Raw genomic sequence first — 17,814 nt, forward strand, 5'->3', positions numbered from 1 at the left:
CATACATGATCAATACGGATCGTTATGGATAACGTAGTAACTCAAGGAGCGGGACATGACGCGGTATCGAAGGGGATGCGGCTCGGCATGAGGCCCTGGATAACCCGGACATTGCTTGTGGCGATGACCTTATCGGTCTTGGTTCATCTTGCTACAGTCTTTAGCGAACAGCTCTATGCCCTTGCCCTTGGTCTGATGGGTGAAAAAATCGAGGTTCGTGAGACCGATCGCCAACTGACTGAACAGGAGATTGAAGCTGAAACACTGCCGCAGGCGGGTTTGCCGACCAAACCGCTGATCAACAAACTGAATGTGTATCTGGTCCCGGCCCAGCAACTGAAGGCGACAACAAGTAAACCAAAACCCAAGCAACCCAGGACGGTCGTGCCCAAAAAGGCGCAACCTACTCAGCTGGCGCAGCAGGTACCCACGACAGAATCATTCCCAGTGCCGACAGAACCTGTGATGCTACCACCAGAGCCGACCGCACTAGTTATCGCGCAGCCTGAACCAGTGCAGTTACCGGTGCCAGAAACGCCTGTATCAACCACTGTCGCGACAGCGCCGCCTGTGGTGCCATCCACACCAGTTGAGTCTGTAGCCAGTGAGGTTCAAGCCGCACCGGTGTCCAGCAAAGCCTTTCCCCGAGACATGCGGGTACACTACACTGCATTGGGATTGGGTGAGGCTACCTTGAGTTGGCGACAGGAAGGCAATGTCTACACGGTTGAGCTACGTGCGGCAGGGTTGGGAAAAAGTATGTTGGGGCGTGCCAAAGGGACTGTGACCAAAGCGGGGTTGCGCCCAGATGAGTATCAGGAATTTCGCGATGGCAAGCTGGATACGCCAAAATATGTGGTGCTGTTTGACTGGAATGCCAACACGGTCAGTTTTGGTGATCCACAATCGCTGAAACGGGAACCTATCAATCCAGGTGCTCAGGATATTTTGTCACTTTATTTTCAGGTGGCACTGCGTGGAAGCAAGGCGATGGATGCCGAGTTGCAGATTATCACCGGCAAGAAACTGTATACCCAGCGTTACCATATCGAGGGCGAATCGACTGTTCACATTCCAGGTGCGGGTGATGTCAATGCAGTATTGGTCAAGGGGCAGAACGAACGTGGCCGTGGTGATTTCTGGCTGGCGCCTGACTGGTATAACTTGCCTGTCAAAGTGAATCTGGACATGTCGGGTAAACTGATCGTTCCACTGGATGTGACCAAAGTGGAAGTGGCGGGTAAAGTGATGTTGAGCAGACCGAAACCCGCGCCCCCGCGCCCCAAGCGGGATCGCTGACCTAATTTCCGCCACTTGATGTGACCTGCGGGTTGGACAAGTGGTGTTCCAATATGAATCAAAACAAGTGATCCAATATGAATGCCAATCAGTTTGACATGACCCTGACCGCCTTGCGTCAGATTTTACCGATGACACAACCTGCTGACGCAGTCATGTCACGGTTCTTTCGTGAACACCCAAAATTGGGTACGCAGGATCGACATATCATCGCCGAAACGGTTTTTGGTATTCTGCGTCGTCGCTTGATGCTTGAAGCGGTGGTAGAGAAACCGACTGCACGTGGGTTGTTACTCGGTTATCTGGTGAAAGTGCAGGGTTTGCCAGCCAAGGCGATTGCCACTTTCGCACCCGAGGCTGAATTGAAAGCAGCAACACATGCAAAGGCTGTCAAGGCGGACAGCCTTCCGATCGCTATTCAGGCTGAGTTTCCAGACTGGCTGTACAACAAACTGCATACTTTCATGGATGACGAGTCCATTCTGACGATGGGGCGTGGTTTTCAGCAGGCTGCGCCGTTGGATATCCGGGTCAATACGCTACGCATGAGTCGTGACGCAGTAATGGGTGCATTGATTGCAGGGGGGCTGCCGTGCGAGCCAACACCTTATTCTCCATTGGGTTTGCGCTTGCAAGGGAAACCTGCGGTCAATAAGCATGCCCTGTTCACGGAAGGTGCACTGGAAGTACAGGACGAAGGTAGCCAGTTGTTGGGCTTATTGTTAGCGCCACGTCGTGGCGAGATGGTTGTGGACTTCTGTGCTGGCGCTGGTGGCAAGACTTTGTTGCTAGGGGCTTTGATGCAGTCTAGTGGGCGTGTCTATGCATTGGATGTTTCCGAGAAGCGTCTGAACAATCTCAAACCACGCTTGAAGCGTTCTGGATTGTCCAATGTACATCCACAGTTGATCGCGCATGAGAATGATACCAAGATCAAGCGTCTGGCTGGCAAGATCGACCGCGTGTTGGTGGATGCACCGTGCTCTGGTCTTGGTACCTTGCGACGCAACCCTGATTTGAAGTTCCGTCAATCCATAGACAGTGTTACCGAACTGACCCAGAAGCAGGCTTCGATTCTGGCTTCAGCTGCATCACTGCTGAAAAAAGGTGGGCGACTGGTGTATGCAACGTGCTCTGTTCTGCCGGAAGAAAATCAGCAAATCGTTGAAGCATTTCTGGCCCAGCATCCAGAGTTCAGTTTGTTACCAGCGGGTGAATTGCTTGCACAACAAAAAATTGACCTACCAATGGGGAATTACTTACAGCTCTATCCTCATCAGCATGGTACTGATGGCTTTTTTGCGGCCGCGTTGACACGCCTTGGCCAAGACGAATCGCCACAAGATGAGATGGCACAGCAGGCGTAACCGCATTGGTGACCCTGCTTCGGCCGGAGCAAGTGCATGAAAAACGATGAAACCAATTTATGCGCTATTTGCAATACTCAGGTAGCGGGCGGCCCCAAGCGGGCTGCCTTGTCTGGGGACATAGTTGAATAATGAACTGGCTTGCTGAGCAGGTAGGCCATAATACATTTGTGTATTCGAGAGTTGTTGAACATTGCGTCGGGTTTCCAGGCTGCTCAAAGTACGTTCAAGAATCTGACCCGTTTGTCTGAGTTCACTTTGTGGGGCAGTGATCAGACTGATGTCATCACGTAATGTACTGGCTGACTGACTCAGCAATTGGCTGGCGTTGTCTGGATTTCGATTGAAAGCGGTTGCCAATCTATCCTCATCCACACTCAGACGCCCCTTGGTATCGCGACTGATACCAATATCTGCCAAGGTTTGCCGGTTTAATCCAAAACCTGATTCGGCGGCATTCAGGCGCGCAGTCACCTGTGACAGCGTACGCGCCGTCAATCGTTCTTCACGTTGCTCTGATATGCTCTGTTCAAAAGCATTAATACTATCGGCAAAGCGCTTGGCCGCTTGTCTGAAGGCATCCTGATCACGACCGATGGTAATGTTGGTACTGCCCGTGCCTTGAATATCAAGGCGCACTCCATTGACGACATCAGTGACGGTGTTGTTCGCACTGCTCAATCTGCGATCGTCCAGCGTAACTTCTGTATTTCTCGCCACCACGGTTTGATCCAGATTTTGTCCATTACCAGTGGAAGCGGTGGGATCAAACGCAAAACGCGACAATCCGCTCGTGTCAGTATTGGTTCCATCGTTATCCTGTGCGGTAATCCGTAAGGTGTTGCTGGTACCAGAGCTGGCGGTGACTTCCAGTCGGAACCCGTCGCTACCCTCAACAACACGTGCCGATATGCCTGCGTTGGCATTGTTGATACTGCGGGCAATGCCATTCAATGTGCCGTCGGCAGCGCTGATATTGATGGTGACGGGAGGCTCTGTTGTGGGGGTGAATGTACCGTTGGCATCACTGAAGCTGCCAGTTTGAATAGTCAGTGAACCAGTGCCAGCAATTGTACTGTTGGCATCGTCGAGACTTTCGCTTTGCAGGGTTTGTGATGTGGCAACTTGGCTCACAACCAGTTGCACTGCCGGATTGTCACGGAGGTCATCAGGTAGGGCAGCGGTTGCACGAGCAACAGCTTCATCGCTAGACAAAGCTTTGAAGGGAGACACTTTGTCCTTGGTGGACAAGGTATCCAAATCAGTGCGGAACGTGTCGAGGGCTGACCGTAACTTGCCAACATTGGAGAGTCGAACCTGCGTACTTTCGACGGCGCGGCTTAAATCATTGCCGGCCGCGGACAGACCAACCCCTCGGCCGCCGATGCGGCTGATTTCGCTGTCGCGTAGATAATCACTCGGCTGTAACAAACCTCTTGACGTATACAGCCCTGCAATACTACTACTGTAGATCGAACCGATCATACGATCGCTCCGGACACGTTACCGCACTACAAAGTGTAGACCTAGCCAATCTGACTGGTGATTGATTTGTAACATGGCCGGTCAGAACGTGATTGCGTGGCCAGCTATTAAGTTGATAACCCTTATTGCGTAATGGCAGTTCCGGGCGTGCCTTTTTCGACATTGTTGATTGGGGCTGTTTGCCAGGGTAAAGGGACATCGTTCCCATTGATACTGAGTTTGCCTTGTTTCCACAGCAGCGCAATGGCCAGATTCTGGCCTTCCTCGCGAATCATTTTCTGGTCAATCAGATTGGCAACCTGACCTTGTACCAATTGCCGCGCCAGTTCATCCATCTGTTCGACTTGTTCTGGCGTGATGTCGGCGGCGCTGCCACTACGGCTGATCAAGGTATTGCGGATCAACAGCCGTACATAGGTATCCACCACGGGTTTGGGTAGTTTTAGATCCGCACGTGCATTGATCCGCTCAAGTAACTGCACAGGATTTTCCAGGTCTTGCTCAACCAAGCCGATTAATTTGATACCTGCATTGGCATTGACCTTGCCCTCTGGTAATTGAATGGTCAACTTGTTCAACACCAATTCTGGATCGTGTTGTAGCAAAGGTAGACCGCTTTTCTTGAGAGTTTCGAAAGCTTTGCTGGTCGCTTCTTCATCATTCAGCGGTTGGCGTTGTAACGCGATGATTGCCTGATCAAGTTTGGCCAAGGTCGGCGCATGCAGATGGCGAGCAGCTGCATCGAGTGTAGCCGGGCCATAACGCTTGCCTTCAAGCAATAGGGCACCAATATCGAAGCGGCCTTTTGCATTGACGAAATCACCTTCAGCTTCTGTACTGGATTGATATTGCAGATTCTCCAGTGTCGCTGCAAATGCGGTACCTTCCTTGATGTCGACAGCAACCGAAGCCAACTTGCCGCTGGATTCCCCAAGCATCAGCCCAGCTACGCCACTATGTGTTTTGCCGTTGAAGGTGAGCGCCTTGAGATCGACAGTGGCTTTACCTGCGGCATCCAGTTTCAGGCCTGGGATGTTGCCAGCCAACTGGAACTGATTGTATTGGCCGTTGTAGGCAAACTGGCTATCCAGCCCCTGCCACTGGATTTTTACGCCGCTGATTGCTTCCTGGTAGTCGAAAGCTGGTACTTTGGCAGTGATTACACCATCGTTATTGAAGCCGATACGGGTTTCCAGATTGACCGGAGGCTTGTCGCCGAAGAAGGGCTTGAGTTTGGCTTTTACATCATCCGGCAATAGCAGTTCTGTGGTAACAACGGCCTTGTATGGACGAAAATCGAGTGTTGACAGCTGTGGGAATGGGCCGTGCTTGATGTGTTGGCGGTAGGTCAGTGAAATGGGCTGATATTGCTTACCTGCATAACGCAGATAAAGCTGATAAGGCCAGGTAACAGCATCGGAGAGTTCGAGTGTGACTTCCTGTTCCGAAGAAAAGAATCCGCGATTGTAGGCCGCGGCCTTGAGCTTGAAATACGGCAACTTCGATAACTTTTGTTGCTGTTCTGTCAATGCCTGCTCGGCGGACGTCCCCGCCCACCAGGTGGTGCCAAACCAAACTACAACCACTCCTGTCCCTGCCAGCGCAACGCCGCGCCAAATCTTCTTCATAGCCAAGCGACCAGTCCAGTCTATCGAAATAAGCGGCTATTCTAGCCCGTATCGCGTGCAAAATGGGTGGGATTACACGAGGGTTGCGAATTTCCCTATTATTGCAACTACGTCCGGCTCTGGATTGTCCATCGGAATTGATGGGGCTCCTTGTCTAGTGCAGCATTCAAACGTCATTCATGCACCCGATGCTAAAATGGGATGGACCGGATTTTTTGGAAATCGTATGACTGTTGAACGCGAAATTCATAACCTGATTGTGGAGGCGGCCGAGGACCTGGGCCGGGTCGATGTGCTGTGGCAAATTGGCGTGCTGTTGGCCAGTCTGGCTTTGGCTTGGTTGGCGACACGCTTGCTTCGGGGCAGCGTGAAGTCCGAAGCGGCTAACTGGGAAGCTGGTCTAGGCAGTTTCAAACGTGCGCTTTTCCCTTTGTCTGCACTACTGTTTGTTTGGCTGGGCAAAATGGTGCTCGGCAATTTCTATTCGGTCCGTATTTTGAAAGTGGCCATCCCACTTTTAGTGACGCTGGCGGCGATTCGGGTCGCGGTGTACATGCTGCGTTACATCTTTCCCCACAGAAACTGGTTGAAACGCTTTGAGCGCTGGATTGGGGTGGTGGTCTGGTGTACGGTTGCCCTGTACATGGTTGGCTGGTTGCCAGATGTGTTGAACCTGCTGGATGACCTGGGTTTCAGTTTTGGCAAGCATCGCATCTCATTGTTGATTGTATTGTCCAGCCTGCTGTGGTTTACCGTGACCTTACTGGGGGCCATGTGGCTGGGTAGCTTCATTGAACAGCGCATTATGAAGGCTGACGACCTCAACATGAATATGCGCGTGGTAATGACAAAAGTCGCCCGAGCTGTGTTGATGGTACTGGGTATTTTGATCGCGCTGCCATTGATCGGTATCGACATCACCATGTTGTCTGTATTTGGTGGTGCTTTTGGTGTGGGGCTGGGCTTGGGTTTGCAGAAAATCGCCAGCAACTATGTCAGTGGTTTCGTGATCTTGCTGGATCGTTCGATCCGTCCCGGCGATTTCGTTGTGATCGACAATAAGGTCGGCAATATTACTCGTCTGACCGCACGTTATGTGGTGGTACGTAGCCTGGATGGTTCGGAAGCGATTATTCCCAACGAGACATTGATCACTTCAACGGTGGTCAATCGATCATATACCGACAAGAATCTGTTGATCGAGTTGCCGATTCAGGTGGCCTATCAAAGCGATCTGGACAAGGTACGCGAGATCATGTTCGAAGCAGTCAAGAGTGAGCCGCGTGTATTGACTACTCCGGAGCCCTCCGTTGCACTGGAATCATTTGGGGAAAGTGGTATCAACATGAAGGCGTTGTTTTGGATCAGCGACCCGGAAAACGGCCAGCTTGGATTGAAATCTACCATCAACTTCAAGATATGGAATGCATTTAAGCAAGCTGGTATCACAATCCCTTACCCACGTCGCGAAGTGACCGTGCTGAATCAAAGTGTGGAAGACAAGTTGAATGGCTGATTAGGGAGATACCCTGATTGCTGGGGCGTGGATCAAGGATACAATCCGTCGATTACGCCTAGCACAAAAATTAGAAAATACTAATATAAATAGCTGTTCAACGCAGTTACACTGAAAAAGTTGGGCTACACTCCCCCGCATCAACCAAGAAGGAAAGCGAAGATGGAATACCTGAATGGCCTCATTGACCTACCATGGTGGGGCTATATTGTTGTTGCACTGGCGTTGACTCATATTACGATTGCGTCTGTGACGATCTTCCTGCATCGCCATCAGGCACACCGTGCACTGGATCTTCACCCGATTCCCAGCCATTTCTTCCGTTTCTGGTTATGGTTGACGACCGGTATGGTGACTAAGGAATGGGCGGCAATCCATCGTAAACATCATGCTCACTGCGAGACGCCAGAAGATCCGCATAGTCCGCAAGTGCTGGGCATCAAGAAGGTGTTGCGTGAAGGTGCCGAACTGTATCGTGCCGCAGCCAAGGTAAAGCCAACCATGGAAAAGTATGGTCATGGTACGCCTGACGATTGGCTGGAGCGTAATGTTTACACCCGTCACAGTGCCAAAGGCATTGTGTTGATGGCAATGATCGATATCCTGCTGTTTGGCCCGGCAGGTCTGTCGATCTGGGCGGTGCAGATGATCTGGATCCCACTGTTTGCGGCTGGGGTGATCAACGGCATTGGCCATTACTGGGGATACCGTAACTTCGAATGTGAAGATGCATCCCGCAATATTTTCCCTTGGGGTATTTTGATCGGTGGTGAGGAGCTGCACAACAATCACCATACTTTTGGTACCTCGGCGAAGTTGTCCAATAAATGGTTCGAATTTGATATTGGCTGGATGTACATTCGCATGATGGAGACCGTGGGACTGGCCAAGGTTCGTCGTGTGGCGCCCAGTGTGAAGGAAGTTGCAGCCAAGCCCGTATGCGATGATGAAAGCTTGCAGGCCATCATTGCGAACCGTTACGAAATTGCAGCCAAGTACGCCAAGGAGCTGCGTGAAACGGTGTCTGCGGAGGTTGAGAAATTGCGTGCCAATGCCAAGTTGCCGCATCTGGACGGATGGAACCCGGTCAAGCAGATGCGTGTTTGGCTGAAACAGGATGCCAAGGATACGCCTGAACACGAACGTGAAAAGCTGCAGGCCTTATTGCAACATAGTAATGTGTTACAAACTGTTTATCACATGCGCCAGGAATTGACCCAGCTATGGGAACGCTCTTCGGCATCCAAGGAACAACTGGTCAAGCAATTGCAGGATTGGTGTCATCGTGCGGAAAGTTCGGGTATCGAGCCCCTGCGTGAATTTTCACAACGTCTGCGTTGCTACGCTATGGCGTAAACTTTTCAGGCTAGGTTTTGTTGGCATGACATTTTCGAACGTAGAATAGGCGCCACCAGAGCCTTCCAGATCTAAAGCCGGCTTTGTCCGGCTTTTTTATTTTTACAGGAGAGAACAATGGACATCGAGCGTTTTGACGTAGGCCCTCGCTTGTGTGAAATGGTTAAACACAACCATACACTTTATTTGGCTGGTCAAGTACCTGAAGACACAACATTGGATGCAAAAGGGCAGACAGCACAAGTTCTTGACTACATCGATACACTGTTGGCACGAGCAGGCAGTGACAAGACTCGTATTCTGTCAGCACAGATTTTTTTGTCCGATCTTGCCGATTACGATGGAATGAATGCTGCGTGGGATGCCTGGGTGCCTGTAGGCCACCCGCCCGCCCGGGCAACAGTACAAGCAAAACTGGCCAACCCGGCCTGGAAAGTTGAGATTGTAGTGGTCGCTGCTGTTTGACCTGAATGCGATCACTCGTCAATCGCCAGTATCAGCCCAAGGCATGGGAGTGGCGACTGCTGGTGCTGATTGTACTGCCGCCAGTACTGAGCTGGTTCGCATCGTGGCACTGGCTGCTTGATGTGTTGACCAGCTTTGTACCTTATTACCTGCTGGCATGTTTGCTTGGTGCAGTCTGGTGGGTATGGCGGCGATTTATCGGATTGGCATTGTTGTGCCTGATAGTTTCCGCGGTCATGGCGGTACAGATTGGCCTGGCAATGTCCCCATCATTGGGTACCCCTGTTGCTACGGCGCCTACCATCAAAGTTGCACAGTTCAATATCAGTTTACTAAACCCCAATTTGCCTGCATTTTTTTCCTGGCTCAATCGTAAGCATGCCGATACGGATATCGTAGTCCTATTGGAAGCAGGACCTGCTCTGACCCCACTGCTGGCAAGCATGAAATCACATTACCCATACCAAAGCATGCAACTGGATGACTCACCCTTTGGGATTGCCATGCTGAGCCGGTTGCCTGACACACACCTGGAGTTGGTAAATGATTCATTTCCTTACATTGAAGCCCAAGTCAATATTGCAGGGCGAACCTTGCATGTGATTGGTGTCCATCCACCACCACCCATTTCCGGTTCCTTGACGCAAGCTCGAAACCATCAGTTGCAGCAACTGGCACAGCGTGTATCCCGACAAGCACCCGATTCAGTTATTGTCGTGGGTGATTTCAACATTACACCCTGGTCACCGTGGTATCGCCGGTTTCTGGAAGAAAGCGGTTTGCATGCGGCAAATCAGCAGTGGCAACCTACCTGGGCACCTTACAGTAGCGAACATTGGCGGCTGGTACCCATTGATCTGACATTTCATTCTGATAAGGTTAATTTGCTTGCTCGGCAAGTTGGGCCGGCTTTCGAATCAGATCATCGGGTCGTAATTTCGACATGGCAGTTATCTGCACGGGTTGTGACTGACAGTATTACCTGGCCCAGTGAGTAAGATAATCAGCATGGAATATGGGTTGGTTATGACCAGATTATGTATCAGGGGTGTGTGGATGCGGTATCAACTTCTTGGATCTTGTATGGCAATCGTGCTTGCTACAGCGCAGGCGGAACCGGTTCGTTACGTGCTGGATACCGATCATAGTTACCCTTATTTCGCTGTCCGTCATCTGGGTATGTCTGAACTTCAAGGCCGCTTCAATAAGATGACCGGTTGGGCAGAAATGGATATGGAGGCTAAAGGTGGCAAAGTGGAGGTCAGAATAGAGGTGGCATCGCTGGACACCGGGATGCCCCTGCGCGACAAGAACCTGTTGCGTGGTGTATTGGGTACCACTTTCTTCGAGCCAGAGAAATTTCCCTTCATGACCTATCGATCCGATACCGTGGTATTTGAAGGTGAACAACCGATACGCATCGAAGGGGAACTGACTTTACAAGGGGTTACCCGGAAAGTACCGATACAGATCACACATTTCCACTGTGCATTCAACCCGCTGCGCTTGGCCAAGGGCTGTGGGGGTAGAGCGATTGGGCGCATCAAACGCAGTGAATTTGGCATGGCTGGCATGCCTAGTCTGATTGGCGACGAGATCGATCTGATCATCAACGTGGAAGCTTACCCAAATATTTCCGCCAATGAACGACCCAGTGCGCGTTAAGTCGTAAGTAAATTGGCCCTCTCGTTTATTTCCATCTTTTTTCCCTTTAAGCTGACGTGCTTATATAACGTGGATTTAGGATAGAGCAATGTTAATAAATAACTGGAAGCTGGGTTTGTTGACGCTGTGTGGAATAGGGTGGGGTACTGCCATTGCGGCTACCAATTCAATATTGGATGAGACTGCAAATTTGGAGGATTTCGATTATCTCTGGTCACAGATGAATACTCACTATGTCTACTTCGGTAAAAAGCAGGTGGATTGGGCCAAGGTCAAGCAGCTGTATCGTGATCAGGCGGGACAAGCTAATAACACGCGTGAATTGATCGGGGTGCTGGAGCGAACGTTGGACGAGCTTTATGACGCTCACACCCACCTGAAAGCCAATACCATCAAGTCTTCGCGCTTGGTACCTACAGGGCTGGACATGTGGGCCGAATGGTGTGATGGCAAGGCTGTGGTTACTCAGCTACGGGCGGGCTTCAGCGCTGAACAGGCTGGCTTATACCCCGGTATGGTTGTGACAGCAATGAATGGCGTGCCTATCGGGGAAGCTGTTCAACGCAAGCTTGGTCAAGCACTGAAAGCGGATGATATGGAGGCACGTAACTGGGCATTGCGGTCTGTTTTGGCTGGCACGCGTGAGCAAGCCCGAACTGTTGAAGTGGAAGACCAGGGCCAGCGTGTCACTTATCAACTGGATCAAGCTACCCATCAAACTGTCGACCAGCCTAATCCAACTGCCAATGTAGATTGGCGGCATTTGGGCGACAATTTGGGTTACGTCCGTATCAACAATTATCTAGGTGACACCGAGACGGTGAAACAGTTTGACCGTGCGCTCATCAAGTTACGGCATACCAAAGGGCTGATTTTGGACCTGCGTAATACGCCCAGTGGCGGCAATACCAATGTGGCAGAACCTATTCTGGGGCGCCTGATCGACCATACGGTGTCTTATCAGAAGGGTGTACCGATGCAAGGTAAGCCGTGGGTACGGAAGGTGCAGTCACGTGGTTGGACTTATCGCCAACCCGTGGTCGTATTGGTGGGACGCTGGACGGCCAGCATTGGCGAAGCCATGGCGATCGGGCTGGATGCAATGAATCGAGCCACCATTGTCGGTACACCGATGGCGGGTCTGAATGGTGCGGTATTCGATCTGACCTTGCCACGTTCACAAATTCGGCTGGCTTATTCTGCGGAACGCCTTTATCACATGAATGGCACCCCGCGAGAGACGTTTCAGCCACCGGTATTGGTCCAAGTTGAAATAGCTACAAGTAAAGATCCGATTTTGGATACCGGGGTTGAAACATTGAAGGCCCGTTTGGCGAAAATGGTCAGTCGCTAAGTGTCACTGATTTCAAGCTTACCAGAGCCGGGCAGCGACTCGACCAAGGCCGGCCCAAGCAGCAAGGATGGGGTGTAGTACCCGCCCGGCACGCTGGGCTCGGCCAATAATTGTTGAACAACGTACAGCGAGCCATCGATCGTCAACTGATACCCGTTGGCGGTACGGATACGGGCAGTTTTGGTCTGGCCGTAAGCATTGCGAACCTCACCCCAAACCCAGGTCGGGGCACTCTTGCGGTTGGCTTCATTCGGGCCTTGTATGCGTCGCTCAATCAGTGTTTTCAACAGCCGCTGTACCACGCCAACGCCCAATACTGGCCTGATCCAATTTAAACGTCGTATTTGGCTGATCATCTTGGGTGGCATGCTCATGAAAACCTCAATATTGGGTACGCCAGTACTGTAAAACGCAGTGGCAATATCTCCCCAGGGAATTGTCACTGCATGAGTATCCCCATCACCAAAATCGATTTGCCGGGTTTTGAAGGCAAAAGGGACAGTGGTGATCTGCCCGTTCTTGCGTACCTTGCCGCCATGGGCCATACCTTCTACTGATGTTTTGGCGGTACCGGGGCTCAGCCGACTTTTTGACGAAAATCCCAGCACCAATTCGGTCGCGTCCGGCATGGCTGATTTCAGCGCGGCTGCTACACAATCGGTAGGGATGACATCAAACCCGACACCTGGGCAGAGGACGATTCCGGCGGCATGGGCTGCGGTATGTTTACCATGTGCAAATTCGAAGGCATTGATTTCACCCGTGATGTCCAGATAATGGCTGCGCTGCCGTAAGCATGCAGCAATCATTGGCTGACTGGTAGCCGAAAACGGACCTGCGCAATTCAACACTAATTTGACCCCAGCCATGGCCCGGTCAATTGCGTCAGGCTGGTCAAGTGAGAAGATACGTTTTTCCAGTCCCAATTGGCGGGCCAGTTCAGCAATCATGCCCTCGCGTCGCCCGGCCAGGATTGGATGCAGGCCAAGTTGTGCCGCTTGCTTGGCAATCAACTGACCGGTGTAACCGTTTGCACCATAGATCATCCAGTCAGACATTGGCTTCGCTCCTATCGTCCCATCATGTGCAGCCCACAAACCCGAATTGTTGTTCCGCTGACTGCCATGGCTTCCGGCCTGGCAAGAAATCCCACTACATTTGCGACATCTTGTGGCGTGCCAGCCTGACCCAATGCATTCAGCCGTTGCGCCACTTGCCGATGTAAGTAAGGAATGCGATCGGTCATGGGCGTTTGGATAAAGCCGGGTGCAACAGCATTGATGGATATCCGCCGATTGGCCAGCTCAGACGCCATTGCCTTGACGTAGCCAATGATGCCAGCCTTGGATAAAGCATAGTTGGTTTGTCCTGCATTGCCTGCCACGCCGCTGATGGACGACAGGCAGATCACGCGACTATTCTGTTGCAGTTGGTTTTTCACCAACGCATCCGTCAGTCGCTGACTGGCAAACAAATTGACATCCAGCACACTTTGCCATTCAGTGTGGCTCATATGCTTGAAAGTGCGGTCACGTGCCATGCCTGCATTGTTGACCAACACATTCAGCCCATCGAAATCTGATATCCGATCGCACAGTTCGTCAGCCGCATTGCGTGCGGTGATGTCCAGCAGAATGGCTGTGCTGCCAATGGCCGCCATAGTGGCTTCCAACGGGCTGCCGGCCCGGTCTACACCAATTACTTGCATGCCGTCCCGTCGCAACTGTTGTGCAATCGCCAACCCAATACCTTGAGCAGCCCCGGTAACCAAGGCCGTTTGTGCCTCTCGACGCCGTTCTCCGTAACGGCTTAGTGAGGCTGGATGGTATCCCACCATCAATACCTGTCCGGATAGGTAGGCGCTGCGAGGTGAAGCCAGGAAAGCAACCCAGGGTGCCAAACCTGGCGTCTCTTCTAGGCCCACGGTCAGCAGATTGACGGTAGAACCTTTGCGCCCAAGCTCCTTAGCCAAGCTACGAGCAAAGCCTGATAAGGCTTCACAGATAATGGGAGCCTGTAGCCCGATATGACTGGCCAGCAAGATGATGCGGCTATGGGTGGGCAGGGTACTCATGCGTGGACACAACACGCCATACAAGTCAGCCAGGGAGATTGTGTTGGTCCAATCACTGCAATCGATCAGCCAGGCTTCCGCAGGTAATGGTCTGTTTTCGTTGTCAAACAGCCAGCTTGCATGGGTATTCAGCATGGATGTCAACCGGCCACCTTGTACCACTCGAATTGATACATTGGCCAAATCGTCTGGTCCAAATGGGTCTGCCAATCGCCTTAACGGTGGGCAGGGCGGAATAGGAGTGCCTAGTTTGCGAAGCAGTTTGAGCCACGCGGGTTCGGTAGAGGTTGGCAACATGGTTGGTCCGAAGCTGACTGTATATAGGCCACCATTTTGCCGAGAGTCTCACATGCGGTGGTCATAATTGGCTTCAATGGCCGTGGCGGTACAGCACTTTGGGCGGAAATAATCTGAGCTTCAATGACAAAACGAGAGACTAGACTGAGTGGGAAAACTGACCAGCATTCGCCAAATATGTTAGTACCGCATATATCATCAGATGCAGACGTGATCACTAATACATCAGTGATGTCACCGTCTATAAGCATTTCTTGACTGATACCGCCATTCGCTGGTTTGCGCCATGGGTTGCTTGATCTGCTGAGCATTGTCTGGATATTTACCTTTGTAGTCGGCGGGGGCAATGCATAGCTAAGGCGCAAGTAGTCAATGGGTCTTTTATGGTCGATTAATTGTTTTGCCCTCCTATTGCACTTGAAAGGAGTATTGGTATGAGAAAGATCATCGCTGCTCTGCAGGTTTCATTGGATGGACTGATTGAGGGGCCACATGGCGAATTGGATTGGGTAGAAACATGGGAGGACACATTTGATCTGCTTCCACAAATCGATACCTGTATTCTTGGGCGTGGCATGTATCCGGGCTATGAGCGGTACTGGCAAGCGATTTTGACCGACCCTGACGGCCTGTTGCCATTTTCTGGTAAGCCACCATCACAGAGCGAAATCGATTACGCACACTTTGCCGAGAAAACACCACATATTGTGCTATCGAAAACGCTGGAAACGGTTAGTTGGAAAAATACGCGTATCGTGCGGAGTATTGATGAAATTAGCCGGTTGAAGCGTGAACCGGGCAAAGATATTCATGCTGTAGGTGGGGCTGCACTGGTTTCAACCTTGATGAATGTCGGCCTGATTGATGAGCTTCGATTGGTCGTGCACCCGATTGTCTTGGGGCAGGGGAAGCCACTTTTCAACGAGGTAAAGGAGCGGCATACATTGAACCTTGTCGAGGTGAAATCGTTGCAGCGGGGTTTGGTTCGCCTGACTTATCGTATATGACGAAAACGGGTATAAATAAATGGCGGGTCTTCATCCGAATCCGCCATTGTGTATTACCTTCGCAGCACTGCAATTGGGGTGGCCTGGGCCTGGCGTGAGCGATATCATTGGCGGTTCCTTCCCTCTTGTTCCACCAATCCAGAAGTTGTAGCTCGATGTCCTCTCAAAACAAAGCCTATATGTTCGGCCTGATGGCCGTGTTTTTTTGGTCTACGGTGGCCACGGCATTCAAAATCAGTCTTTCGCACTTGACACCGGCTCAGTTGGTGCTGTACGCGACCATGTCGTCCAGCTTGTTTTTATTGAGCTGGATGTTGATCAGTCGACGTGGAGCGGAGCTGGTATCGGGGATTCGCCGGTACTGGCGAGTATCGCTACTGTTTGGTGGTTTGAACCCATTCGTCTATTACCTGATTTTGTTCCAGGCCTATGACCGATTGCCCGCGCAGGAGGCACAGGCAATCAATTACACCTGGGCGCTGACCATGGCCTTGTTGGCGGTGCCGGTGTTGAAACAGCGCTTACATCGTTTTGATATGGTGGCCGCGCTGATGTGTTACATGGGGGTCCTGATCATCGCCACACGTGGCCATCCGCTTTCATTGAATTTCTCGGATTTGGGTGGCGTGGGGTTTGCTTTGTTGAGCACGTTGCTCTGGTCCAGCTACTGGTTGTTGAACACCCGTGACCAGCGGGAGCCTGTGCTGGGGTTGACGCTGAATTTTCTGTTCAGCCTGCCATTGATTTTGATCTGGTGTGGGGTGACAGATGAGTTGAAACCTGTGGCATGGCAAGGCTTGGCAGGGGCGGCTTATATCGGGGTGTTTGAAATGGGGCTGACATTTGTACTGTGGTTGCAAGCCATGCGTTTGACAACCAGTGCGGCACGGATTTCCAATTTGATTTTTCTGTCACCGTTGATGTCGCTGGTATTTATCAGCTTCTTGCTTGGTGAGCAGATTCTGCCATCGACGATTGCTGGGCTGGGGGCGATTCTGCTGGGCTTGGTTGTGCAGCAGTGGGGCGCCAGGCAGGCCCCCCCGGCTGCTGCATAAAGTGAGCAGGTTTACACCGCCAATGGTGGTTCATCCAGGGCGGCCAATTGCTCTCTCAAGGTGAGAATGTGCTCTTCCCAGTAGCGCTGACTGTTGAACCATGGAAAGGCACTGGGAAAGGCTGGGTCTGACCAGCGCTGCGCAAGCCAACTGGCGTAATGCATGATGCGTAGGGTACGCAAGGGCTCGATCAACCAGAGTTCTTGCTCATCCATATCATGAAATGTGCTGTATTCATCCAGTAGTGTGCCCAGTTGATATTGTTGGCTGGTGCGGTCGCCAGACAGTAGCATCCAAAGGTCCTGGATAGCTGGCCCCATGCGAGCATCGTCAAAATCCACAAAATGCGGACCCGCATCTGTCCAGAGCAGGTTGCCTGGGTGGCAATCGCCATGTAGACGAATGGCTTTGACCCCACCGGCCAGTGCCCAACGCGCATTCAGTTTCTCAATCAATTGCTCTGCCAGCGTGCTGTAAGCCAAGCGTAACTCTGGCGGGATAAAGTCATGTTCCAGCAAGTATTGGCTGGGTACTAGCCCGAAATGGGCAATATCCAAGGTTGGACGATGTGCGAAGTCGGTGCAGGCGCCGATGGCGTGAATGCGACCAAGGAAGCGGCCAATCCATTGCAGGGTTGCTTCGTCATCCAGCTCAGGCGTGCGGCCTGCACGGCGTGGGAACAGTGCAAAGCGGAATGCGCCATGCGTCAATAACGTTTGACCATGGATGTCGAGTGGAGCGACAACTGGGATCTCGGCCTCCGCCAGTGCTTGGGAGAAAGCATGTTCTTCCAGGATGGCTGCGTCGGACCAGCGACCAGGTCGGTAGAACTTGGCAATCAGTGGTGGGCCATCTTCCTGGCCAACTTGATAGACTCGGTTTTCATAACTGTTGAGTGCCAGTAAGCGACCATCGCAAAGGTGGCCTGTAGCATCAACGGCATCGAGCATCACATCAGGCGTTAGCTCTGCATAGGGGTGTTGGGTTGTCATGCCTGCCATTTTACTCGGATGACCTGAGGCTGTTGACCTAATTCCAAGGTGTCGCCAAAAACAGTATGGAATGGTTGAGTGATGCTGGTAGCGACGTAAAGCAGCTTGACTCGCTTCAACTTGAAATGATGAGCCCTAAGAGCCACCCCTTTCAAGGTCTTCCCACCCGAGCCTTCTTGAGTACGCGAGCAGTTGAGACGTGGGCGCGGGCGAGCTTGCCGTCCACATAACCCTTTGGCTGGTCGATTTTGGGG

16 protein-coding genes are annotated in these 17,814 nt (G+C 51.8%); 10 read left to right on the top strand and 6 right to left on the bottom strand.

The features are described 5' to 3' along the window. Nucleotides 1-24 precede the first annotated feature (24 nt). Together FFS57_RS19120 and FFS57_RS19125 are read left to right on the top strand one after the other, a co-directional pair. Nucleotides 25-1,299 (top strand): DUF3108 domain-containing protein, encoded by a 1,275-nt coding sequence (locus tag FFS57_RS19120; RefSeq protein ID WP_171014074.1) that lies wholly within the window; start codon nt 25-27, stop codon nt 1,297-1,299. A 77-nt stretch (nt 1,300-1,376) separates the two neighbouring features. Continuing rightward, on the top strand, nt 1,377-2,666 hold the full coding sequence (locus tag FFS57_RS19125) for an RsmB/NOP family class I SAM-dependent RNA methyltransferase (protein WP_137939421.1): 1,290 nt from the start codon (nt 1,377-1,379) through the stop codon (nt 2,664-2,666). A 57-nt stretch (nt 2,667-2,723) separates the two neighbouring features. On the opposite strand, the gene fliD is transcribed toward FFS57_RS19125, so the two are convergent. Then, nucleotides 2,724-4,151: a flagellar filament capping protein FliD gene (gene fliD / locus FFS57_RS19130; protein ID WP_137939422.1), complete on the bottom strand. Its 1,428-nt coding sequence runs from the start codon at nt 4,149-4,151 to the stop codon at nt 2,724-2,726. A gap of 122 nt (nt 4,152-4,273) precedes the next feature. Beyond that, a complete protein-coding gene (locus FFS57_RS19135; RefSeq protein WP_137939423.1) occupies nt 4,274-5,779 on the bottom strand; it encodes a YdgA family protein in 1,506 nt (501 codons plus the stop codon). A gap of 226 nt (nt 5,780-6,005) precedes the next feature. On the opposite strand from FFS57_RS19135, the gene FFS57_RS19140 reads away from it, so the two are divergent. The 6 genes from FFS57_RS19140 to FFS57_RS19165 all read left to right on the top strand — a co-directional run bounded on the left by FFS57_RS19140 (nt 6,006) and on the right by FFS57_RS19165 (nt 12,135). Continuing rightward, nucleotides 6,006-7,295, top strand: coding sequence for a mechanosensitive ion channel family protein (locus FFS57_RS19140; RefSeq protein WP_137939424.1), 1,290 nt, complete (start codon nt 6,006-6,008; stop codon nt 7,293-7,295). A gap of 162 nt (nt 7,296-7,457) precedes the next feature. Continuing rightward, nucleotides 7,458-8,651, top strand: a complete 1,194-nt coding sequence (locus FFS57_RS19145; protein WP_137939425.1) for a DesA family fatty acid desaturase — start codon at nt 7,458-7,460, stop codon at nt 8,649-8,651. A 117-nt stretch (nt 8,652-8,768) separates the two neighbouring features. Then, nucleotides 8,769-9,116: a RidA family protein gene (locus FFS57_RS19150; RefSeq protein WP_137939426.1), complete on the top strand. Its 348-nt coding sequence runs from the start codon at nt 8,769-8,771 to the stop codon at nt 9,114-9,116. 5 nt (nt 9,117-9,121) lie between these two features. Further along, entirely contained in the window at nt 9,122-10,114 is a 993-nt protein-coding gene (locus tag FFS57_RS19155) for an endonuclease/exonuclease/phosphatase family protein (protein ID WP_137939427.1), read from the top strand. Between the two features lie 85 nt (nt 10,115-10,199). Beyond that, nucleotides 10,200-10,781, top strand: coding sequence for a YceI family protein (locus tag FFS57_RS19160; protein ID WP_171014075.1), 582 nt, complete (start codon nt 10,200-10,202; stop codon nt 10,779-10,781). An 88-nt stretch (nt 10,782-10,869) separates the two neighbouring features. Beyond that, the gene (locus tag FFS57_RS19165) at nt 10,870-12,135 is read left to right on the top strand and encodes a S41 family peptidase (RefSeq protein ID WP_137939429.1); all 1,266 of its coding nucleotides are present in this window, start codon (nt 10,870-10,872) and stop codon (nt 12,133-12,135) included. Here FFS57_RS19165 and FFS57_RS19170 read toward each other — a convergent pair. Both FFS57_RS19170 and FFS57_RS19175 read right to left on the bottom strand, forming a co-directional pair. Continuing rightward, on the bottom strand, nt 12,132-13,193 hold the full coding sequence (locus FFS57_RS19170) for a saccharopine dehydrogenase family protein (RefSeq protein ID WP_137939430.1): 1,062 nt from the start codon (nt 13,191-13,193) through the stop codon (nt 12,132-12,134). The genes FFS57_RS19165 and FFS57_RS19170 overlap by 4 nt on opposite strands. An 11-nt stretch (nt 13,194-13,204) precedes the next feature. Then, the gene (locus FFS57_RS19175; RefSeq protein ID WP_137939431.1) at nt 13,205-14,506 is read right to left on the bottom strand and encodes an SDR family oxidoreductase; all 1,302 of its coding nucleotides are present in this window, start codon (nt 14,504-14,506) and stop codon (nt 13,205-13,207) included. Between the two features lie 434 nt (nt 14,507-14,940). On the opposite strand from FFS57_RS19175, the gene FFS57_RS19180 reads away from it, so the two are divergent. Then, nucleotides 14,941-15,513, top strand: coding sequence for a dihydrofolate reductase family protein (locus tag FFS57_RS19180; protein ID WP_137939432.1), 573 nt, complete (start codon nt 14,941-14,943; stop codon nt 15,511-15,513). Nucleotides 15,514-15,668: 155 nt separating this feature from the next. After that, a complete protein-coding gene (locus tag FFS57_RS19185) occupies nt 15,669-16,568 on the top strand; it encodes a DMT family transporter (protein WP_137939433.1) in 900 nt (299 codons plus the stop codon). An 11-nt stretch (nt 16,569-16,579) separates the two neighbouring features. On the opposite strand, the gene FFS57_RS19190 is transcribed toward FFS57_RS19185, so the two are convergent. Both FFS57_RS19190 and FFS57_RS25605 read right to left on the bottom strand, forming a co-directional pair. Next, the gene (locus FFS57_RS19190; RefSeq protein WP_137939434.1) at nt 16,580-17,569 is read right to left on the bottom strand and encodes a serine/threonine protein kinase; all 990 of its coding nucleotides are present in this window, start codon (nt 17,567-17,569) and stop codon (nt 16,580-16,582) included. After that, a partial coding sequence (locus tag FFS57_RS25605) for a hypothetical protein (protein WP_212749166.1) occupies nt 17,557-17,814 on the bottom strand: 258 nt, incomplete at its 5' end. The genes FFS57_RS19190 and FFS57_RS25605, both read right to left, overlap by 13 nt.

The sequence above is a fragment of the Chitinivorax sp. B genome, from assembly GCF_005503445.1.
Taxonomy (GTDB): domain Bacteria; phylum Pseudomonadota; class Gammaproteobacteria; order Burkholderiales; family SCOH01; genus Chitinivorax.